The sequence below is a fragment of the Arthrobacter sp. P1_D12 genome (genome assembly GCF_056406175.1).
Genome location: NZ_JBFUAR010000024.1, coordinates 1 through 21,313 on the forward strand (window position 1 = coordinate 1; position 21,313 = coordinate 21,313).

Annotated in this window: 14 protein-coding genes; 7 read left to right on the plus strand and 7 right to left on the minus strand. The window is 67.5% G+C overall.

All coding sequences use genetic code 11. From position 1 onward, the window contains the following. The 6 genes from AC1DZV_RS17035 to AC1DZV_RS17060 all read left to right on the plus strand — a co-directional run. Window positions 1-867 (plus strand): DUF222 domain-containing protein (locus AC1DZV_RS17035; RefSeq protein WP_476954191.1); only part of this gene is annotated, 867 nt, incomplete at its 5' end. A gap of 78 nt (window positions 868-945) precedes the next feature. Further along, the gene (locus AC1DZV_RS17040; RefSeq protein WP_476954192.1) at window positions 946-3,315 is read left to right on the plus strand and encodes an RHS repeat-associated core domain-containing protein; all 2,370 of its coding nucleotides are present in this window, start codon (window positions 946-948) and stop codon (window positions 3,313-3,315) included. After that, window positions 3,300-3,614, plus strand: coding sequence for a hypothetical protein (locus AC1DZV_RS17045; RefSeq protein WP_476954193.1), 315 nt, complete (start codon window positions 3,300-3,302; stop codon window positions 3,612-3,614). Before AC1DZV_RS17040 ends, AC1DZV_RS17045 begins: the two co-directional genes overlap by 16 nt. Window positions 3,615-4,555: 941 nt before the next feature. Beyond that, window positions 4,556-5,095, plus strand: coding sequence for a PadR family transcriptional regulator (locus tag AC1DZV_RS17050; RefSeq protein WP_476954222.1), 540 nt, complete (start codon window positions 4,556-4,558; stop codon window positions 5,093-5,095). Between the two features lie 5 nt (window positions 5,096-5,100). After that, a complete protein-coding gene (locus AC1DZV_RS17055; protein WP_476954194.1) occupies window positions 5,101-6,813 on the plus strand; it encodes an ABC1 kinase family protein in 1,713 nt (570 codons plus the stop codon). A gap of 71 nt (window positions 6,814-6,884) precedes the next feature. Then, window positions 6,885-7,931, plus strand: a complete 1,047-nt coding sequence (locus tag AC1DZV_RS17060; RefSeq protein WP_476954195.1) for an alpha/beta hydrolase — start codon at window positions 6,885-6,887, stop codon at window positions 7,929-7,931. Between the two features lie 42 nt (window positions 7,932-7,973). Here the strand turns inward: AC1DZV_RS17060 and AC1DZV_RS17065 are convergent, their stop codons facing one another. From AC1DZV_RS17065 to AC1DZV_RS17085, 5 genes are all read right to left on the minus strand, one after another. Beyond that, window positions 7,974-9,728, minus strand: coding sequence for a gamma-glutamyltransferase family protein (locus AC1DZV_RS17065; protein ID WP_476954223.1), 1,755 nt, complete (start codon window positions 9,726-9,728; stop codon window positions 7,974-7,976). Between the two features lie 106 nt (window positions 9,729-9,834). Beyond that, window positions 9,835-9,963 (minus strand): MFS transporter small subunit, encoded by a 129-nt coding sequence (locus AC1DZV_RS17070; RefSeq protein WP_275450873.1) that lies wholly within the window; start codon window positions 9,961-9,963, stop codon window positions 9,835-9,837. A 1-nt stretch (window position 9,964) separates the two neighbouring features. Further along, complete coding sequence (locus AC1DZV_RS17075; RefSeq protein ID WP_476954196.1) at window positions 9,965-11,359, minus strand: OFA family MFS transporter; 1,395 nt, start codon at window positions 11,357-11,359, stop codon at window positions 9,965-9,967. Window positions 11,360-11,579: 220 nt separating this feature from the next. Next, window positions 11,580-14,066: a Tex family protein gene (locus AC1DZV_RS17080; protein ID WP_476954224.1), complete on the minus strand. Its 2,487-nt coding sequence runs from the start codon at window positions 14,064-14,066 to the stop codon at window positions 11,580-11,582. Between the two features lie 107 nt (window positions 14,067-14,173). Further along, window positions 14,174-14,779: an SOUL family heme-binding protein gene (locus AC1DZV_RS17085; protein ID WP_476943270.1), complete on the minus strand. Its 606-nt coding sequence runs from the start codon at window positions 14,777-14,779 to the stop codon at window positions 14,174-14,176. A gap of 139 nt (window positions 14,780-14,918) precedes the next feature. Here AC1DZV_RS17085 and AC1DZV_RS17090 point away from each other — a divergent pair, with 139 nt between their 5' ends. Beyond that, window positions 14,919-18,533: a TM0106 family RecB-like putative nuclease gene (locus tag AC1DZV_RS17090; protein WP_476954197.1), complete on the plus strand. Its 3,615-nt coding sequence runs from the start codon at window positions 14,919-14,921 to the stop codon at window positions 18,531-18,533. A gap of 465 nt (window positions 18,534-18,998) precedes the next feature. On the opposite strand, the gene AC1DZV_RS17095 is transcribed toward AC1DZV_RS17090, so the two are convergent. Beyond that, window positions 18,999-19,826: a triose-phosphate isomerase family protein gene (locus tag AC1DZV_RS17095; protein WP_476954198.1), complete on the minus strand. Its 828-nt coding sequence runs from the start codon at window positions 19,824-19,826 to the stop codon at window positions 18,999-19,001. Window positions 19,827-19,896: 70 nt separating this feature from the next. After that, window positions 19,897-21,246 carry an MFS transporter gene (locus AC1DZV_RS17100; protein WP_476951832.1) on the minus strand — a complete coding sequence of 450 codons (1,350 nt, stop codon included), beginning with the start codon at window positions 21,244-21,246 and terminating at the stop codon, window positions 19,897-19,899. Window positions 21,247-21,313: the final 67 nt, after the last annotated feature.

The following is a 21,313-nucleotide window of genomic DNA, read 5'->3' on the forward strand; positions in this document are numbered from 1 at the left end:
GACGCCGACTTCCTGGCCCGGGTCAGCCGCAGCTGGGCCGAGGCGCTGGACCAGGACGGCGCCGAACCCTCCGAGGAACTGCTCCGCCAGCTCCAGGGCGCCTTCCTCCGCAAACCCCGGCACGGCCTGCAGCACCTGGAAATCTTCGCGACCGCGGACCAGTTCGAACACCTGATCACCGTGATGAACACCGCCACCAACCCCCGCACCGGGCTAGACGCCGGCGAGGGCACCGCCACCGGCAACACGGCGCAGGCCGGACCGGGTGAGGGCGGGGCGGGTGTGGGTGGGGCGACGGCGGTGTGGGAAGCCGTCGGGCGCAGCCCTGACGTCTTTGAATCCGCTGGCGGCACGAGTGCTGCCGGCGTTGGCGCTCCCGAGGCCGTCCGGGCCGACACCGGCCCGGCGGACCAGCCCGGAACCACCGAGGGGCTCACCACGGCCGAAGAGGACGCCGCGCTGCCGTCCCTGGACCTCCGCTCACGGCCGCAGAAGCTGCTCGACGGCCTGGTCGGCGCGTGCAAAGCAGCCCTCGCCACCGGAGGGCTGCCCGCGGCCGGCGGGCTCCGGCCGCAGATCATGGCCACCATCGATTACCGCGACCTGCTCACCCGGCTCGGGCCGACTCCCGCCGAAACAGGCGCCCCTGCCAACACCGCACAGCACGGCACGGGAGCCAGACACGGCACCGGGACGCTGCTGTTCACCGGCCCCATCACCGCCGGCACCATCCGCAAAATGGCCTGCGACGCCGACATCATCCCGGTCGTCCTCGGCGGCGAGGGCCAGGTCCTGGACATCGGCCGGGCCTCCCGCGTCTTCCCGCCCCACATCCGCAAGGCCATCACGGCCCTCCGCCTGGAGTGACCCCGTGGCCGCCACGTGACAGAAGCCCTGACGCCCGGGTGACCGTGTGGGTCGAACGGCAGCGGCCCGGACGGCCGGGTGGGTGACCGTGGAGGTCGAACGGCAGCGGCCGGACGGCCGGGTGACCGTGGAGGTCGAACGGCAGCGGCCCACACCACCACCTGGACGTACGATTCGGCCGGCCGGGAATCCTCCACCTCGGTCGACGGGAAACTCCTGGCCGCCGTCGAACGCGACCTGATCCGCCGCCGCGTGATTATTACCGATTACACGGGCGCCGACGGGCTGGCGGTGGAGCACAGACTCGAATATGACCGGCGCGGTCAGCTGACCTCCCGCACCCGCGGCGGCCGGGGAATGTCGTGGGAGTACGACGCCGACGGGAACCGCACCGGATTCACCGACGCGCACGGCACCACCACCACCTACATCCGGGATGCTGCGGGCCGGGTGACCGCCGTCAGGAACCCCCGGCTCGGGGAGGCCATGTTCACCCACGACGCCTCGGGGCGTATCACCTCCGCCACCGCCGGGGACCTCGTCCAGGAATGGGCCTACCGCTACGGCAGCCTGTCCGAGCACAGCCGCACCGACCGCAACGATCTTCTCTCGGCCGATGCCACACTGACCGGCCGGGACGGGGACGGCCGGATCACGGCCCTGACCCGCGCCGGTGCCGTGACCCGCTACGGCTACGACGGGGCCGGGCAGATGGTCTCGGCCGCCACCACCAGGAGCGGGGACCCGGAGGATTCCGCGCCGGCTTCCGTCTCGGAGTGGGTTTACGACGCCGGCGGGCGCCCGATCCGCGAATCCACCCCGGCCGGCTCCCGGACCTACGAGTACGACGCCGCGGGGCAACTCCTTGCCGTCACGGACGCGGACGGGTCCCGGACGGAGTATGTCCACGACGGGCTGGGGCGCCGAACCCGGCTGATACTCCCGGACGGGTCCTGGACCGAGTACGCATGGGGCCAGACCGGCCACCTGAAGAGCGCGGCCGACCGCACCCCCGACGGCACGGAAACCTCCCGGCATGAGCTGTGGGTGGACGCACTCGGCGAACTCGCTGCCATCGATGGGTCAGAACTGTGGTGGGACACCTCCAGCCCGGTCCCCACCCTGGCCGGCTTTGACGGTGAACAGGTCCTTTCGCTGCCTGGTGGTGTCACCGGGATCGGCGAGGCCTGGACGGCGCCGGGCTGGCGCGCAGCCCGCCCCACCGACCAGACCGATCCCTGGGCAGTCATCGGCGCGCCGTCAATCCCGGACCCGGGTCCGGGCGGCACGCCCGGTGCTGGGGCCGCCGGCTGGGGAGCTGTGCCGGAGCTTGCCGGTGAGCTGCCCGCCGGGATCACCCTGACCGGCAACGGCGGCCTGGACATCGCGGGCCTGGAATGGCTCGGTGCCAGGGCGTATGACCCGGCCACCCGTGGCTTCCTCTCCACCGACTCCCTTTCCCCCGTCCTCGGCGCGGGCTGGGACGGAAACTCCTACGCCTACGCCGGCAACAACCCTCTGAACACCACAGACCCCACCGGGCTGCGTCCGCTGACGGATGACGAGCTGAAGGCCTACGACGGCTCCAGCCGGGGAGCGTTCGCCGCGGCCGGGAACTGGGTCAAAGACAACTGGGAATACGTCGTCGGCGGCCTGGCCGTTGTGGGCGGCGCGGCGTTGATGTTCGTCCCCGGCGGCCAGGTCGCAGGCTTGGGGCTGATGAGCTTCGGCGCCGACGTCGTGATCCAGAAAGCAACCACCGGGGAAGTCAACTGGGGCCAGGCCGCGATCTCCGGTGGCCTTGGAATGGTAGGCGGCGGTGTGGGAATGATGGCGGGCAAGCTCGTCAACAACCCCGTGGTGCGCATGGCCGTGGAAAATGGCGTTGACGGGGCGATCAGCGGGGCAGGCGGCTACCTCACCGGGCCAGGGCCCCACACTCCGACGGGGTTCATACGGGCTACCGCAATTAGCACTGGGACCGGAGCCCTACCCATCGGTGGTCGCGCGGGTAAAGTCGATGTCCCACCCTCGGCGACCACCAAACTCGGAGACCTGCCCCCGACGCTGGAAGGAATGCGTGGTAATCCAGCCGCGAACTTTACAGACGGAGCCTACAAATCTAGATACCTTAGCGAAGATACAATTTTGTACAGGGGCGGAGAAGCCGGAAATCCGTGGGGTCGCTGGTGGTCCGAGGACGCACCGATCAGTGTCGAGCAAGTTAGAAATGACAAAGCGGTGTTGCCTGAGTGGCCTGGCGGCGGCAAGAGCCCCATCGATAGCGCTTTCATGGCTAGGTTCCCAGCCGGAACTGCTGTGCACGAAGGGATGACCGCACCGCAGACCGGATTGGATGGCACGATTTATCCAGGCGGAACTCCCCAAGTCTATATTCCAGACGCAAGGACCGCGGGAGAAATTCTCAAAGAATGGAAATTGGATTAAACATGGGCACTGATATAGATACTCTGACACTCGATATGCTCAGGTTTGCGAGTCTGCTGAGAATTATGGAGCTCGCCAAACTAGCTCAGAATTACGAAGATCTCGCGGTAAAACTTCGAGCTGATTCGTCAACTAAGGCTGTGGACGAGGCGCGAGAGTGGGTCTTTGGGAGCTTTGGGCAGGGCAGCGGCAGCCTCAGCGACCGATACGTTTACAACAACGGATCAGTCGATGATGTTCTCAACGCTGAATACGAAGAACTTCTTCAAAAGCTCACCGATTTTGCTAATGGCAGTTAGAAACTGCTCGGGAATTACGTGCTTACCGATGCTGGATCTGAAATTCGACTAGCTCCTCCAATCTGGTCCTCCCGCGTCGTGCAGTAGAAGCCTTCGCTCGTCAGCCCGCGACGCACCTCGTCCCGCACCGGATCCGCAACATGCAGCCTCCGAGCACCATAGCGCGTGTGGGGTGCCGCCTTTCGAGGTGGCACCGTCGGCTTCGGTGGCGACCAGCACCAACGCGGACTCGGATGGTGGGCAAAACAGGCCTAGAAAGGGTTGGCTGTTGTGGCAAGAAGAGCTGAGCATCCGGTGAGGAACGCTCTGATCATTAGCGGTGTGTTATTGAGCGCCACGGTCGCGGTGATCCTGGCAGGACCTCAGGACCACGTGTCACAGGAGGTCGTTGCATTACTCGCAGGTCTGGCCGTGGGTGTGTGGTTGCTTCGCTTCTCGCCGCCCTGGCGATGGCTTGCCATGTTGGTTTTGGTGCTATCCCTCGTTCTCTGTTTTGGTGTTGGGACCAGCCGGAATCGCATGGTTCGGTGGGTTTATTTCGGGCACTCAGGCAGGACTGGCCTGGCAGCATTCGAGTAAGCGGACCCGTAAGCCCGCTAAGCAGACCCGGGAAACCGCAAAAAAGGAACGCTGACGCCACCAACGAGGGTTCATGGGCGGTGTTGGTGCGGTCGGCATTGGCTAATTTCTTCAGAAACCCGAAGGCATTCGTCGTTCGGTCCGGAACGGGTGATCGGAAGCAGGCTGAGGCAACACACCTGACGACACATTGGCTAATGGGCCGTGGTTCCTTGACCTGGAATTTTTTGCATTCGACTGGTCTTCTTGCTGTCGGCTCACGATGCAAGATGTGGATCGCTATCGCTATTGGTTTCGCACATCTGCGCGCGTATCGTTGGCTATCGTTGTATATCGTTCACGGTTGTCCAGAGGAGAGCATGATGCGCAGTTCTTACCCGGCAGGCGGATTTCGCGGCAACAATGTCGACGGCATGTGGCAGGCCGTAGAGGAGTTGCGTTCGAGGTTCGAGAAGCGCTCGGGATCCCGGGCGGGGCGCGGCGAGGTGCGCTCGGCTGTGCTGGCACTGCTCGCCGAGCGGCCGATGCACGGCTATCAGATCATTCGTGAAATTGAGGAGCGCAGCGGCGGGACCTGGAAGCCCAGCGCTGGCTCCGTCTATCCAACCCTCCAACTGCTGGCCGACGAGGGCATTATCCGTGCTGAGGAGTCCAACGGCCGCAAGATCTATTCCCTGACGGAGGCGGGCCGCGAGGAGGTAGCGGGTGCCGGCATGTCAGCGCCCTGGGAGTCGGGTCCAGCATCGGGCTCGGGGTTCGCGGCGCTGCCCAAGGCGGGCGTCGAGCTCGCACAAGCCGCCTCCCAGGTGGGACGCACCGGGACGCCGGAGCAGGTGCAGGAAGCCGTGGCGGTGCTCGATGACGCGCGCCGCCGGTTGTACGCGATCCTCGCCCAGGGCTGACGGGGGTGACGTCGGTTCGCCGGGACCGGGCAGCCACGGTCCCCGGCGCCGGGAACCACCGGGCCCGTTACCGCCGCATCCTACGTTTCGCCGCGTGGCATCTCGGGGTGACCTGGTGGTTTGAGCTGCTCCTCCCCCGCATCGGGCTGGTGAGGATTGCCGAGCGCACCAGGGCGAAGAGGATGCGGCGCTTCGCGCAGCGCTTCCATGCGCTGGCGGTGGACCTCGGCGGCCTCATGATCAAAGTCGGACAGTTCCTGTCCTCCCGGCTCGACGTGCTGCCGCCCGAGATCACCAAGGAACTCGAGGGGCTACAGGACGAGGTGCCTCCGGTTTCGTTCTCCGCGATCCGAGCCCTCGCCGAAGCTGAACTGGGCGCGCCGCTGGAGCGGTTGTACGCCTCGATCGAGGAGACACCGATCGCGGCAGCGTCCCTCGGGCAGGCGCACCGGGCCAGGCTTCGCCCGGACGACGCCGCCGACACCGGTCTCGACCGTGTGGTTCTGAAAGTACAGCGGCCGGGCATCAACGACATTGTCGACGTCGACCTGGCGGCGCTGCGCAAAGTGGGCGGCTGGCTCAGCCACGTACGCCTGGTGTCAGATCGTGCTGACATGCCCGCCCTGGTCGAGGAGTTTGCGCAGACCAGCCTTGAGGAAATCGACTACCTGAATGAGGGGGCGAACGCGGAGCGGTTCGGGGTCGATTTTGCCGATGACGCCCGGGTGGAGGTGCCCGGCGTCGTCTGGGAGCGAAGCACACGCCGCGTGCTCACCCTGGAAGACGTGACAGCGATCAAAATCACGGACTCGGTGGCGCTGCTGGCTGCCGGTATCGACCCGGCGCAGGTCGCCCCGGTTTTTGCCTCCGTCATGTTCGACCAGATGTTCACCTCCGGGTTTTTCCACGCCGATCCGCACCCGGGCAACATTTTTGTCACGCCGGCTACGGATCCATCCGCAGCGCACCCCTGGAAGCTGACCTTCATCGACTTCGGCATGATGGGCGAGATCCCGCCGAGCACACGCAGCGGTCTGCGGAAGCTGCTCATCGCGGCCGCTTCGCGTGACGGCAAGGGTCTGGTGGCCGCCATCCGGAACGTCGGTGTGCTGGTGCCTTCGGCGGACACTGTGGAGCTTGAGCGGGCAATGACGCACCTCTTCGCCCGCTTTGGCGGGATGGGCTTCGCCGAGCTTCGCGAGGTCGACCCCCGGGAGTTCCGGGAGTTCGCGGTGGAGTTCGGTGACACTGTCCGGTCCTTGCCTTTCCAGTTCCCGGAAAACTTCCTGCTGATCATCCGGGCCATGTCACTGACGTCGGGTGTGTGCAGCTCGCTGGACGCCCGGTTCAATCTGTGGGACTCGGTCGAACCGTATGCGGCGCAGCTGCTGCGCGACGAGCGCGGCAACATCGTGCAGGACGTTGCCCAGCAGGCGCTCGATGCCGCCGGGATGGCGCTGGGTCTGCCGAAACGTCTGGATGGGCTGCTAACCCGGCTCGAGGACGGTTCACTGTCGGTAGCAAATCCGCGCCTTGAGCGGCAGCTGGGACGGCTTGACCGCACGGCGCAGCGATCGGCATCGGCGCTGATCTTCGGCGCCCTGCTGGTTTCCGGCTCCGTGGTCCGCGCGGATGACATGGTGCTCGGCAATGTCCTGATGATCGCGTCTGTGCTTCCGCTGCTGCATGGGCTGTGGGTGGGGCGCAGCGGCCGCTGACCGAGCCGGTGACGGGGTTTTGTCGCGCCCGGACCCCATTGGGGTCCGCTGCCGGGGGATATCATCAAGCCGTGAAGGAAGGCCAGCCTTTTCGTCCTGCGAACCCCACCGAAACCCCCGTCCCCAAAGGGCCCAACTCCACTTCCTGGAAGTCCTCGATCCTGAACGGGAGCGGCGCTCTCGCGGCGGCCGCCCTGATAGTGGTCCCGCTCTGGATGCTGCTCAGCAACCCGGCCGTCCTCGGCGGCCACCCCGCCCTGCCCGCTCTCCTGGTGGCCGCCGTCGCGTTGGGGATTCTGTGGGCGCTGATTCTGGTCAGACGCTGGTTCTTCGGCGGCAAACAGCAGCGTAGCGGTGACATTTCCGCCTGGCAGTTGGTCCGCGGGATCGCAGGCAGGCTCACGGTCCTCGGTTTCGTGGCGGCGCTGGTGTGGCTCAGCCCGTTCCCCCACCAACCCGACCGGGAGAAGACGGTCCCGGCCAATGGACCCACCGCGACCGCGCCAGCCGGGTCAAGGGCTGCAGAAGACGCCACTTCGATCACCCTTGCCCCGGCGGGCAAAGCCACCACGGGTCTCGTCTTCTACCCCGGCGCCAGGGTCGACGCGCACGCCTATGAGGACCTGCTGCAGCCGCTCGCGGCCGCGGGTCATCTAGTCGTCATCCTGAAGCCACCCCTTGGCGTCTCCCTGCTGGACACCAACCAGGCCCGCGCAGCCATGGACCGGCATCCCGAAATCGCTTCCTGGGCCGTCGGTGGTCATTCGTTGGGCGGCGTGAGCGCATCATCGTTCGCGGCGTCGAATCACGACGTCTCCGGGCTGCTGCTCTTTGCTTCGTACCCCGCAGAGAACATGGCGGACGCGCAGGGCCTCCCGGTGCTCTCCATCTCCGGCTCAAACGATGGCCTGAGCACGCCGGACAAGATCGCGGCGTCGAGGTCCCTGCTCCCGCCAACCACCACCTACGCAACTGTTGTGGGCGGCGTGCACGCGTTCTTCGGTGACTACGGTGGGCAGCCCGGGGACGGCGAGCCGGGCATCAGCCGCAACGAGGCGCAGCAGCAGATAGTTGCCGGGTCGCTCCGGTTCATGGACCGGCTCAGGGCTTCCGGCTAGGAATCGAGTATCCCCAGCTCCACCGCTACGCACCGCCAACCGCTACCGGCCCGCGGCGTACCCCTGCGCACCGCGCGGATTCGCGGCAGCCTGCAGGACCCCGGTCTCAGGATCCCGCACGACGGCGGACAGCCGCCCCAGCGCCCAGTCACCGGCCCGGCTGACCACATGCCCGCGGCGTTCCAGCCCCGCGATGACGTCCTCACCGAGCCGGTCCTCGACGACGGCGCCGCCGGGCTCCCAGGTGCGCGGCCAGAAGGACCCGGGCATCGACGTCGTATGGAACGTCGGTGCGTCGATGGCCTGCTGCGGCGAATACCCGCCCACGATGGTCCGCAGCAGGTACGGCAGCTGCCACTGGTCCTGCTGGTCGCCGCCGGGCGACCCCAGCGCGGTCACGGCGTGGCCGTCCCGCAGCACGAGCGTGGGCGTCAAGGTGGTGCGTGGGCGTTTGCCGGGCGTCAGCGTGGACGGCGTCCCGGGCTCCAGCCAGGTCATCTGCAGCCGGGTGCCCAGGCAGAAGCCCAACTCCGGGATCGCCGGGGAGGACTGCAGCCAGCCGCCGGACGGAGTGGCGGAGACCATGTTGCCCCAGCGGTCCACGACGTCGATATGGCAGGTATCGCCGCGGGTCTCCCCCGCGGATGTCACGGTGGGCTCGCCGACGCCGAGTCCGGCCGCGGCGGCATGGCCCGCGAGCGCCCGCGGCGTGTAACTGGTGCGCAGTGGTGGCCTGTACGGCTCCCGACCGGGCACGGTGCCAGGCCGGAAGTCGTGGGACGCCCGCTCCGTGATCAAGGCCCGGCGGCCGGCGCAGTAGTCCTCCGAGAGCAGGTAATCGAGCGGCACGTCCGTGTCGCCGTAGTACGCCTCCCGGTCCGCGAGCGCGAGCTTCTGCGCCTCCAGGACGGTGTGCGCCCCCAGCTCGGTGGACGGATCAAGGAACCGGTCCTCGAAACCGGACAGGATGGCCAGGGTCTGCAGCAGCGCCGGCCCCTGGCCCCACGGCCCGGTCTTGGCGATCGTGTGGCCCCGGAATTCCACAGTGGCGGCCGCCTCATACCCGGCTTCGAATCCCGCGAGATCGTCCAAGGCGAGCACTCCGCTGTGATCCGTGCCCGAGGAATGCCGGTGCGGGGACTGCACCGACTCCACCATGGCGCGGGCCACGAACCCCTCACGCCACTCGCGGCGGGCCGCATCAATTCCCGCCTCGCGGGTGGATGCCCTGATTCCGGCCTGCACGAGCCGTTCCAGGGTGCGGGCATAGGCCGGGTTCCACACCAGCTCGCCCTCAACCGGGATTCGGCCGCCCGGCATCCACAGCTCAGCCGACGTAGGCCAGTGCGCCTCGAACAGCGCGGACACGGCCGCGATGGTGGTTCCGACCCGGCCGAGCATCGGGTGGCCGTCCCGGGCGTAGCCGATCGCGAAGTCCAGGACCGCGTCCAGCTCCCACGTCCCGTGGTCACGCAGCAGCAGGAGCCAGGCGTCGACGGCGGCGGGCACCGCGGCGGCCAGGGCACCCGATCCCGGAACGAGGTCCAGGCCTTCAGCCACGTAGTGCTGCACGGTGGCCCCGGCCGGCGCCGGGCCCTGCCCCATCAGGACTATGGGCTGCTCCGGCCGGTCCGCGGTGACGAAGATCCCGGTCATGTCTCCGCCGGGCCCGTTGAGGTGCGGTTCCACCACATGGAGCACGAACGCTCCCGCCACCGCGGCGTCGAAGGCGTTCCCGCCGCGCTCCAACACGGACTGGGCCGCCGCCGTCGACAGCCAATGTGTGGACGCGCTCATCCCGAAGGTGCCCTGCAGCGTGGGGCGGGTGGTGAACGCCTCCGGCCGTGTGAACGGCACCCGAGCCGCGCGCGGACTATAACCGAGGACTTCTGTCACCACGGTGTCAGCCAAATAGGGCCGCCACGCGGGTGAGGGTCTCGTAGACGCCATACGCGAGCGGCACGCCGACAAGCGCCCAGGCGATGACCAACCTCCCGGTGGACGGTGTAACGGAACTCTGTGCACTGCTCATTTCAGCCCTCCAAGGCAGGTTCTTCGGACCGGACGCGGCCAGGACGTGGTTCGTGGAATCGTGCGTCCACCGGCGTGACCAAGAGGTTCGCCACGAAACCGATCACCAGCAGCCCCACCATGGTCAGCAAGGCGGGCTGGTAGGACGCGGCGTTGAGCGCGCCGGGCTTGCCCTGCGCGTCCAGGAAAGCGTTGACGATCAGCGGCCCGGCGATACCCGCCGCGGACCAGGCCGTCAGGAGCCGGCCGTGGATGGCTCCGACCTGGAACGTGCCGAAGAGGTCGCGCAGGTAGGCGGGGGCCGTCGCGAACCCACCGCCGTAGAAGGAGATGATGACGAACGCGAGGGCCACGTAGAGGACGGTGGACGTAGAGCCGGCCAGCGCCAGCACGGTGTAGAGCACGGCGCCGACGCCGAGGTAGACCATGTAGATGCGCTTGCGGCCGGTGACATCGGAGGTGGCGGACCAGGCAAAGCGGCCGGACATGTTGCCGATCGAGAGCAGCCCCACGAAGCCGGCGGCCACTGCCGCGCTGGCCAGGGACGTGCCGTCGGGCTGGCGGAAGAAGTCCTGGATCATCGGAGCGGCCTGCTCAAGGATGCCGATCCCTGCCGTGACATTGCAGAACAGGGCGATCCAGACGAGCCAGAACTGCCTCGTCTTGACCGCGTTCCTGGCGGAGACATTGTCCGTGGTGACCAGCGAGGCGGCCTTGACCTTTGCGGGGTCGAAACCTGCCGGTATCCAGCCCTCGGCCGGGACCTTGATGGTGAACGCGCCGAACATCATGTAGGCCAGATAGACGACGGCGAGGGTCAGGAAGAGCTTGCCCACCGACTCACCACTGGCCACCCAGCCCTTGGCCCCGGAGTTGGGATCATACATTTTCAGCAGGGCCGTGGAGACCGGGCTGGCGATCAGGGCGCCGCCGCCGAACCCCATGATCGCCATGCCCGTGGCCAGTCCGGGCCGGTCCGGGAACCATTTGATCAGGGTGGAGACCGGGGAGATGTAACCGATCCCCAGTCCGATGCCGCCGACGACGCCGTAGCCGAGGTAGACGAGCCAGAGCTGGTGGCTGAAGATGCCCAGGGAGCCGATCAGGAAGCCGCTCGCCCAGAACGCGGCGGAGGTGAACATCGCCTTGCGGGGCCCGTTCCTGTCCACCCAGGTGCCCATGATGGCGGCCGAGAGGCCCAGCATCACGATCGCAACGGAGAAGATCACGCCGATCTCGGTCAGGCTCGCGCCGAAGTGCTTCACCAGCGCGGTCTTGTAAACGCTCGTCGCGTAGGCCTGGCCGATGCACAGGTGCACCGCGAGGGCTGCCGGGGGGACGAGCCACCGGTTAAATCCCGGCGGGGCGATGGTTCGTTCGCGGTCCAGCCAACCCATAAGTACTCCCCCTGCTCGTCAACGACATCGGTGTCCAGCACATTGCGGAAACGGCCCTCTGCCAGGGCCTCTGACCGAGCTTCCGGTAGAGGGCCGTTGCCTCCGGCAATCATGGTGCAGATCGTCAGCAAACGTACTAGTTATGCGCCAAGCGGTAGGGAATCCGCGACGAACGGTAGGTGTGGGGGGCGGCTGACGCAGCCGCCCCCCCGAGGGGGCGCTACTTGCCCAGGCCGGCCTTCCGGAGCGCCTCGGCCATCGCGGTGTTGACCGGCGACGGCGTGGGGGCCGGCTTCTGCGGTTGCCTGCCCGGCGTCCGCCGGTCGGTTGCCGGTTTCCCGGACGGCTGCCTTCCGGACGGTTGATTCGACGGCTGGGTCGACGGCTGGGTCGACGGCGCTTGCGACGCCGGCTGCGACGTCGCCTGCCGCGGACGTTCCGGCCGCGAGTCCGCACGACCGCCAGCCGGGCGGTCTCCGGCAGTGCGGCCGCCCGCCGCACGGCCGCCGGAGGCCGGTTCGTCGTCGAGCCTGAGGGTGAGCGAGATGCGCTTCCGCTCCGGATCCGCCTCCAGCACCTTGACCCGGACCACCTGCCCGGACTTCACCACCTCACGGGGATCGGAGACAAAGCGGTTGGCCAGGGCCGACACGTGCACGAGCCCGTCCTGGTGCACCCCGACGTCGACGAACGCGCCGAACGCGGCCACGTTGGTCACCGTTCCCTCCAGTACCATGCCGGGCCTGAGGTCCGAGATCTTTTCGATGCCTTCAGAAAACGCTGCCGTCGCGAAGGCCGGACGCGGGTCGCGGCCGGGCTTCTCGAGTTCGGCGATGATGTCCTGCACGGTGGGCAGGCCGAAGGAGCCGTCCACGAAGTCCTGCGGGTTCAGCGCCGCAAAGCTTCCCGCAGCGGGCGCTTTACCGGCGGCCGCCTTGATTTTCCGGGCCACGGGGTAGGCCTCCGGGTGCACGCTGGAAGCGTCCAGCGGCTCCGCTCCCCCGGTGATCCGCAGGAAGCCGGCGCACTGCTCAAACGCCTTGGCGCCCAGCCGCGGGACCTTCTTCAGCTCGCTGCGCTTGTTGAAGGGCCCGTGCTCGTTCCGGTACGCCACAATGTTCTCGCTCAGCAGCGGCCCGACCCCTGCCACCCGGCTCAACAGTGCGGGCGAGGCGGTGTTGACGTCCACGCCCACCGCGTTCACGCAGTCCTCGACCACCGCGTCCAGGCTGCGGTCCAGCTTCGCGGCCGTGACGTCGTGCTGGTACTGCCCGACGCCGATCGACTTCGGCTCAATCTTCACCAGCTCCGCGAGCGGGTCCTGCAGCCGCCGGGCGATCGAGACGGCGCCGCGCAGGGACACGTCCATGCCGGGCAGCTCCGCCGCGGCGAGCGCCGACGCCGAATACACCGACGCCCCGGCCTCGGACACCACAATTTTCTGCGGCTTGTTTTCTGACCCGGAGGAGAGCTGCTTGAGCAGTTCAGCGGCGAGCTTGTCCGTCTCCCTCGACGCCGTGCCGTTGCCGATCGCGACGAGTTCGACCCCGTGCTTCGTGGCGAGGCCCACGAGGGTCCGCAGCGCCTCGTCCCATTTCCGGGCCGGGGCGTGCGGGTAGACGGTGTCCGTTGCGACCACCTTGCCGGTTCCATCCACCACGGCGACCTTGACGCCGGTGCGCAGTCCCGGGTCCAGGCCCAGGGTGGCACGGTTCCCGGCCGGCGCGGCGAGCAGCACATCGCGCAGGTTCGCGGCGAACACACGCACGGCCTCGTCCTCGGCGGCGGCGAACATCCGGCTGCGCAGGTCTGCCGTCAGCCGCGCCAGGACGCGCGAGCGCCAGGCCAGCTGCGCGGTCTGCAGCAGCCAGGCATCGGCGGCCCGGCCGCGGTCGGCGACCCCGAGGAACCTGGCCACGGCCGCTTCGTACCGGCCGCGCGCGGCGGTCAGGGCGGCGTCGTCGTTCGGATCCGCCTCGGCGAGATCCAGCTCCAGCGCGCCGTCCTTTTCTCCGCGCAGCAGCGCCAGCACACGGTGCGAGGGCATGCCGGCCGGCTGCTGGGAAAACTCGAAGTAGTCCTTGAACTTCTGGCCTTCGGCTTCCTTGCCTTTCTTCACCCGGGACACCATCCGGCCCTGGGTCCACAGCCGTTCCCGGAGCGTGGCGGCCAGGTCGGCGTCCTGCGCAACGCGTTCCACCAGGATGGAGCGGGCACCGGCGAGCGCCGCGGCGGGGTCCCCGATCGAGTGTTCGGCGTTGAGGTACTTGGCCGCCTCGCGCTCCGGGTCCAGTTCGGGGCGCTTGAGCAGGGCGTCGGCGAGCGGCTCCAGTCCGGCTTCGCGGGCGATCTGCGCCTTGGTGCGCCGCTTGGTTTTGAACGGGAGGTAGATGTCCTCCAGCCGCGACTTCGTGTCCGCGCCGACGACGGCGGCCTGCAGTTCGGGTGTCAGCGCACCCTGGGCGGCAATCGCCTCGAGGACACTCCGGCGCCGGTCCTCGAGCTCGCGCAGGTAGCGCAGCCGCTCCTCCAGCTCGCGGAGCTGGGTATCGTCCAGGGTGCCGGTAGCTTCCTTCCGGTAGCGGGCGATGAAGGGCACGGTGGACCCGGCATCGAGCAGATCCACGGCGGCCTTGACCTGCCACGGCAGGACGCCGAGCTCGCCGGCGATCTGGGCGGCGATGCCGGACTCCTGGGAATGCGGCATGCCGGTCTGTGCTGAGCCGACCTTCGCGGACGGGCCGGAGGCGGGCGAGGCGGGGTTGACGGGTCGCTGCGGGTGTTGGGTCACCAAACCATTTTGCCCTACCCCGGTCAGCGGCCGGGCTCGCCTGAAGACGGAAGGGGCTCCTGCACGTCCTGAACAACCTCGTTGCGGCGCAGGAACCACGGCTTGAACGGCGGATCAAAACGGGCGAATCGTGGCGGCCCAACACCCTTCAGCCCGGCCAGCCTGAGTGCCTCTTGGAGGCCTTCGTTTCGCCGTAGAAAGGCCGCCTCCGACCCGCTGCCCGAGAACCGAAGAGCGGCTGCCAAAGAACCCGGCAGGGTCCGGACTCTGACGTCGGGGTTGGCCGGGACCGGCGCCGTCTCCGCCGTCACCCCGGCGGGGAGCACGAAGGCGACGATGAAATCAGCGGGCTCTGCGCTTCCCGGGAGCGGTCCGCTTTGCAGTACCGGAGCGGTCATCGCCAGCTTTTGCGACGACCCAGGTTCCTGGATCACCGGGGCCGTCATCGCCAGCTTCCGTTGCGCTGTGTTGCTGCCGCTGATGTAGTTGAACAGGTGCCTGAAGGCGGCATTCCCGGCGCGGTCGAAGGTCGCATTGACCTCTATTTCCGCCACAGCGTACGCCGGATAGCGGCGCAGCTCGAAGTGCGCGTAGCGCTGGACCAGCTCATACGGTTGTTGTTCCGTCATAATCCTCAGACCCTACGCCGGTCCTACGACAGGAACCAGAGGCCCTTGCCTGGTTCCTGTCCCGTGTTTAACTGTCAGAGGGCTTTGATAGCTTGATAGCGGAGGGCACCAACAACGGCGCACCAACAACGGGGGCACAGTGTTTTTTCTTGAACCTGAGGTACCTGGCTCATCACCGGACCTGGTCTACTCCGCGAGCGACCTCGTGGTGGCCGCGAGTTGCGAGTATCAGCTGCTGCGGAAACTCGACGAGAAGCTGGGCCGGTCCCCCAGAGCCACATTCGAAGACGACGAGATGCTCAAGCATGCAGCGGTGTTGGGTGACCTCCACGAGCGCAAGGTCCTCGGCGGTTTCGTTGCGGAGTTCGGCCACTGGGATCCGGCCACCGGGCACGGCGTGTACGACGTCGTCCCGGCCGAGGCCATGGACCGGGCCACGCTGGCGGCCAAGCACGCCGAGTCCATTGAGGCGCTGCGCGCGGGAGCCGACGTCGTCTTCCAGGCCGCCTTCTTCGACGGGCAGTTCCACGGCCGCTCCGACTTCCTCGTGCGGCAGTCCGACGGCAGCTACGCCGTGTTTGACACTAAGCTCGCCCGCCACGCAAAGGTGACGGCCCTGCTCCAGCTCGCCGCCTACGGCGACCAGCTGCTGAAGGCCGGGGTCCCGGTGGACCCGGCGGTGACACTCGTCCTTGGCTCGACGGTGCAGCTGCCCGGCGGCGGATTCGACTACGTGCGAAGCCACCACAAACTCTCCGACATCCTTCCGGTTTTCCGTGAGCGCCGCGAGCGTTTCCTCGCGCTGACTGCCGCGCACCTCGCACAGCCGGGAACAGTGGGCTGGGGCGCGCCCGGGCTCACCGCCTGCGGCCGCTGCGATTACTGCCAGGAGCAAGTCAAAGCCACCGACGATCTCCTCCTCGTGGCCCGGATGAACTCCGTGCAGCGCAAGAAACTCCACGAACGTGGGATTCGTTCAGTCGCTGACCTGGCGCAAGTGACCCTCGACAAGCCCACCCCTGCGCTCCTGCGCCTGCAGGAACAGGCGCGGATGCAGAGCGGCGTTGGCCCTGCCGACGGAGAAGTCTGCTACCGCAAGGACGGGGAAGAGCACACCATCCGCTACGGCGTCCTGCCCGGTAACACCTTGGCCGAGCTGCCCCCACCGAGCCGGGGCGATATTTTCTTCGACTTCGAGGGCGATCCGCTGTGGCAGGACCGCGCCACGGGAGTGTGGGGGCTCGAGTACCTGTTCGGCGTGATCGAGGCGCCCACCGAGCCCGGCAGTCCGGGGATCTTCCGGCCGTTCTGGGCCCACAGCCGGGAGGCGGAGAAGCAGGCGTTCCTGGATTTCCTTGACTATGTCGAGAAACGCCGGCGGGATTATCCGGACATGCACGTCTACCACTACGCACCGTATGAAAAAACGGCGCTTCGAAAACTCTCGGTGATGCACGTTGCCGGGGAGGACATCGTGGACGAGTGGCTCCGCGAAGGCCTGCTGGTGGACCTGTACCAAACGGTCCGGAACAGCATCAGGATCTCCGAAAACTCTTACAGCATCAAGAAGCTCGAGCCGCTCTACATGGGGGCGAACCTTCGAACTGGCGAAGTGAAGGACGCCGGCGCCTCCGTGATTGCCTACGCACGGTTCTGCGACGCGAGGGACAATGAGCGGCCCGACGAAGCGGCCACAATCCTCGCCGGGATCTCCGACTACAACGAATACGACTGCCTCTCCACGCTGGAGCTCCGGAACTGGCTGCTCGGGCTGGCCAAGGAAGGCCGGCTGGAGCCGCGCGGCGCGGAGCCGGGCGCGGAGCCGGGCGCGGCGTCCCGCGCGGAGGACGGCCCCGACGACGGCTCGGCACGGGCCGATGCGGCGCTTGCCCCGGCTGAGCTGGCACTGATGGAATTTGCTGAACCGGGCAGCGGCTTGTCCGAGGACGACCGTAAGGCCGTGGCCATGCTGGCCGCGGCCGTGAGCTATCACCGCCGGGAGCGCAAGTCGTTCTGGTGGGCGCACTTCGATCGGTGTGAGCACGGTCCGGACACGCACGAACGGGACCGGAACGTTTTCCTCGTCGAATCCGCGGAAATCCTCGACGACTGGCAACAGACGGGGACCAAACTTCCGGAACGGCGGGTCAAGCTGTCCGGCTCCGTGAGTCCAGGGTCGGACCTCCGCGAGGGCAGCAAGTGGTTCCGCATGTACGAACTGCCTCTTCCCGCCGGGCTGGAAGGTACCGGCAAGAACGGAACCGGACGGAGCGGATGGTTCGGCACGGAGGTCCTGGAGTTGGGCCATGAGGACGGCAAGGACACGGTCATCATCCGGGACCGGCTGCACCGGAAGATACAGCCCTACAATGACCTCCCCATCGCGCTGACGGAAGACCAACCCCTCGCCACCAAGAGCCTCGAGCAAGCACTGGCAGCCCTCGCTGACATGGTGGTCGCCGGCCTGGGGTCCGGCTCCCTCCCCCGCCATCCTGCGCTTGACCTCGTCCGGCGTCAGCCACCGAGGCTGGCCGCCGGAGCTTCACTGCCGCAGCCTGGCGCCGGACCGGACCGCTTCATTGAAGCCATCACGGCGGCCGTGCTGGCCCTTGACCACTCCTACCTGGCAGTGCAGGGTCCGCCCGGAACGGGCAAGACCCATGTGGGGTCCCACGTCATCGCCCGGCTCGTGGCCCGCGGCTGGAAAGTCGGCGTCGTCGGCCAGTCGCACGCGGTGGTGGAGAACCTGCTGAAGACCGCTGTCACGAAGGCTGGGGTCGACCCGGCGCGCGTGGCCAAAGACGTGAAGCACAACGACGCCCTGCCGTGGGCCCGGCGCACCGGCAAGGACGTTGCTGAGCTGCTGGGTGCGCCTGGAGGCGCCCTCGTCGGTGGCACGGCGTGGACCATGACCGGCGCCACCGTCCCGGCCGGCTCCCTGGACCTCCTGGTGATTGACGAGGCCGGCCAGTTCTCGCTGGCCAACACCCTTGCCGTGGCGCAGGCGAGCAGCCGGCTGCTCTTGCTCGGCGACCCGCAGCAGCTGCCGCAGGTCAGCCAGGGCAGGCACCCCGAGCCGGTCGACGAGTCGGCCCTGGGCTGGATTTCCGCAGGCCACGCCACGCTGCCGCCCGAGCTTGGCTACTTCCTGGCCGACTCGTGGCGGATGACCTCCGAGCTGTGCCTGGCCGTCTCGGAGTTGTCCTACGAAGGCCGGTTGCGTTCCGCCCCGTCCGCGGATCTGCGCCGTCTGGAGGGTGTTCCCGCGGGAATTGAGACGGTGATGGTGCCACACAGCGGGAACACGACGTCGTCGGCCGAGGAGGCTGCCGAGGTCGTCGGGCAGGTGCGCCGCCATCTGGGCCTTTCCTGGCACACCGCAGACGGAGCCCGGCCATTGGAAGCGTCCGACATTCTGGTGGTGGCCGCCTACAACGCCCAGGTCAATGTCATCCGCGATGCCTTGGACGCCGCGAATCTCGCCGGCGTGCGGGTTGGGACCGTGGATAAGTTCCAGGGCCAGGAGGCCGCGGTCGTGATTGTGTCCATGGCATGTTCTGCGGTGGCCGAGGCTCCGCGGGGCATGGAATTCCTGCTCTCGCGGAACCGGATCAATGTGGCGGTGTCCCGCGGCCAATGGCGTGCCGTGATCGTCCGCGCGCCCGAACTGACCAACTACCTCCCCGCCCACCCCGAGGGTCTGGAGCAACTGGGCGGCTTCATCGGCCTGTGCCAGAGGTCAGTCAGCGCGTAGCTGTCCTAGCCGCACCCTCCGACGAGGGACATGCTCATTCTTCCGTGGCCCGCACCCTCCGACGAGGGACATGCCCATTCTTCCGTGGCCCTCACCCTCCGACGAGGGACATGCCCATTCTTCGGTGGCCTCAGCGTGGGACATGCTCATTCTTGCCCACGACCAAGGGACATTTAGGCATCATGCCCATCGCCCGCGGTCAGGGCTGGACATGTCCACTCTTCGCTGCCCACTCCACGGAACATGCTCATTCTTCGGCGGCCACAGCGAGGGACATGCTCATTCTTGCCCTCGACCAAGGGACATTTAGGCATTATGCCCGTCGCCCACGGTCAGAGCCGGACATGTCCACTCTTCGCTGCCCACTCCACGGAACATGCCCATTCTTCGCCAGCCACAGCGTGGGACATGCTCATTCTTCGCTTCGGGCAACGGACATCTAGGCATCATGCCCGTCGCCCGCGGTCAGGGCTGGACATGTCCCACGGTGGCGGGGTCCGTCGCGAGGAGGCCTTCGGCCAGCACGAGCGCCTCATCGAGCACCGTGCCGAAATTCACCGGGTCGTGTGCGAACCGGCCCAGGAACAGGCCGGAAACGCCCTCGAGGTCTGGCAGCAGTCCCGGTTTGGCCGATCCGCCGTAAATGACCGGCAACCCTGGCACGCCGGCGGCGGTGAGCTGGTCCCTGAGCCGGCTGACGACGTCGGACACGTACGCGGCGGCGGCGGGCTCGGCCGCGCCGATGGCCCAGACCGGTTCGTACGCCACCACCAGGCGGCCGGCGAGGTCCCAGTCGCCGTCGACGGCCGACTCGATCTGGCGGAACACAAAGTCCGCGGCAGCCGCCGGCTGCCCGCCGTCGCGCTCCCCCACGCATAGCAGCGCGGCGAGCCCGGCGTCGTCCGCGGCCCGGACCTTGCGGGCCACCATGGCGTCGTCCTCGTTGAAGTGCCGCCGGCGTTCGGCATGGCCGATCTCCACGAGCCGGACGCCGAGTTCCGCGAGCATGGACGGGGCCACTTCCCCGGTCCACGGCCCATCCGCCCAGCCGCAGTTCTGCGCACCAAGGAGCAGCGGCGAACCCGCCAGGAGCCGGGCCGCCGCGGGCAGGACGGGGAAGGACGGGATGACAAACGGGACAACCCGCCCGGCCGCGAGGGCCGGGCGGGTGTCCACTTCGTGCTGCAGCCGCTCGAGCCAGTCCAGGCTGTCCCGGTAGCCGAGGTACATCTTGGTGCTGACCCCCACCAGGATGCGGGTGTTGGAGGTCTGGCTGCCGGGGCTCTGCTGCATGTGTTGATGCTTTCTGCTGGATCCAGTGGAGGGGTGCTGGACGTCGCGCTGGAAGTGAGACCGGGGGCCTTTACTGCTCCAGCAGCTCGTCGGCCTTGTTCTTGAAGCGGCGGGTCGCGAACATCATGGCCGCTGCCAGGAACGGGAGCACGCCGAGGGCGTAGACGCCCATGGTCCCGGTGTCCGAGGCGGTGATCTGGTTGACCGAGGTCCGCAGGATCGGCGCCACGAAACCGCCGAGGTTTCCGAGCGAGTTGATCAGGCCGATGCCCGCGGCCGCGGCGGTTCCGGTGAGGAACGCCGTCGGGTAGGACCACGCGATGGGGCCGATGGAGAGGAACGAGCACACGGCGAGGGTGATGAAGATGATGCCGAGCGCCGGAATGTGGTTGGCGCCGGCCCACGCGGAGCCGAAGATGCAGAGTCCGGTGGAGATGAACAGCCCGGTGCCCCAGACCCGGCGGCGGATCACGGTGTTCGCGGCCTTGCCGATGAAGTAGCAGGCGAAGATGCCGAAGAACCACGGGATGGCTGCCATCAGGCCGACGGCGATGCCCACCTTCTGGCCGGTCAGCTGGGCGACCTGCTGCGGCAGGTAGAAGGTGACGCCGTAGACGGCGATCTGCAGGCAGAAGTAGATGACGGTGAAGTACCAGACCTTGCCGTTCTTCATGGCGGCCAGGACGCCGTGCGGCCCGGACTCTTCCTTGACGGTGTCCTCCAGCGCCATGACCTCCAGGAGCGCGTTCTTCTCGTCCTTGTCCAGGAACTTGGCGTCCTGCGGGCTGTTGATCAGGAAGAAGTAGGCGGCGATGCCGGCAACGACGGCCAGCATGCCTTCGACGAAGAACATGACCTGCCAGCCCTGGACGCCGGGGACCTGATCGCCGATGTTGATCAGCCAGCCGGAGAGCGGCGCGCCCAGCATTTGGGAGAACGGCTGGGCCAGGTAGAAGATGGCGAACATCTTGACGCGGACCTTGTTCGGAAACCACGCGGCCAGGAACATGATGACGCCGGGGAACAGCCCGGCCTCGGTGACACCCAGCAGGAACCGCAGGATGATGAAGGACGTCTCACCCTGCACGAACGCGAAGCAGGCCGAGACGATGCCCCACGTGATGGCGATGCGGGCCAGCCATACCTTGGCACCGAACTTGGTCAGGAGCAGGTTGCTGGGGATTTCGAACAGGGCGTAGCCGATGAAGAAGATCCCGGCGCCCAGGGCGAAGGCGCCGGCGCTAATGCCCTTGTCCACGCCCAGGGCAGCTTCGGAGAAGCCGACGTTGGTGCGGTCCAGGAAGGCCACCACATACAGGATCACCAGCATGGGCATGAGCCGGCGGGAGGCCTTGGAGATGGCCGATTTGAGGACCGGCGTCTCCAGGAGGTCCCGGGTGGACGTTGTTGTTACGGACATAAAAACTCCTCGTCGAGCAATCAGTGGTGTAACTCAGGGGGTGAATCAGTTGCATGAAAGTGGCCGG

Excerpts from the sequence above, each read along its gene's own strand:
- AC1DZV_RS17045 (WP_476954193.1), top strand. The coding sequence starts at position 3,300 with ATGGAAATTGGATTAAACATGGGCACTGATATAGATACTCTGACACTC.
- AC1DZV_RS17065 (WP_476954223.1), bottom strand. The coding sequence starts at position 9,728 with ATGAGCGCGTCCACACATTGGCTGTCGACGGCGGCGGCCCAGTCCGTG.
- AC1DZV_RS17080 (WP_476954224.1), bottom strand. The coding sequence starts at position 14,066 with ATGCCGCATTCCCAGGAGTCCGGCATCGCCGCCCAGATCGCCGGCGAG.
- AC1DZV_RS17050 (WP_476954222.1), top strand. The coding sequence starts at position 4,556 with ATGCGCAGTTCTTACCCGGCAGGCGGATTTCGCGGCAACAATGTCGAC.
- AC1DZV_RS17100 (WP_476951832.1), bottom strand. The coding sequence starts at position 21,246 with ATGTCCGTAACAACAACGTCCACCCGGGACCTCCTGGAGACGCCGGTC.
- AC1DZV_RS17085 (WP_476943270.1), bottom strand. The coding sequence starts at position 14,779 with ATGACGGAACAACAACCGTATGAGCTGGTCCAGCGCTACGCGCACTTC.
- AC1DZV_RS17070 (WP_275450873.1), bottom strand. The coding sequence starts at position 9,963 with ATGAGCAGTGCACAGAGTTCCGTTACACCGTCCACCGGGAGGTTGGTC.
- AC1DZV_RS17075 (WP_476954196.1), bottom strand. The coding sequence starts at position 11,359 with ATGGGTTGGCTGGACCGCGAACGAACCATCGCCCCGCCGGGATTTAAC.
- AC1DZV_RS17095 (WP_476954198.1), bottom strand. The coding sequence starts at position 19,826 with ATGCAGCAGAGCCCCGGCAGCCAGACCTCCAACACCCGCATCCTGGTG.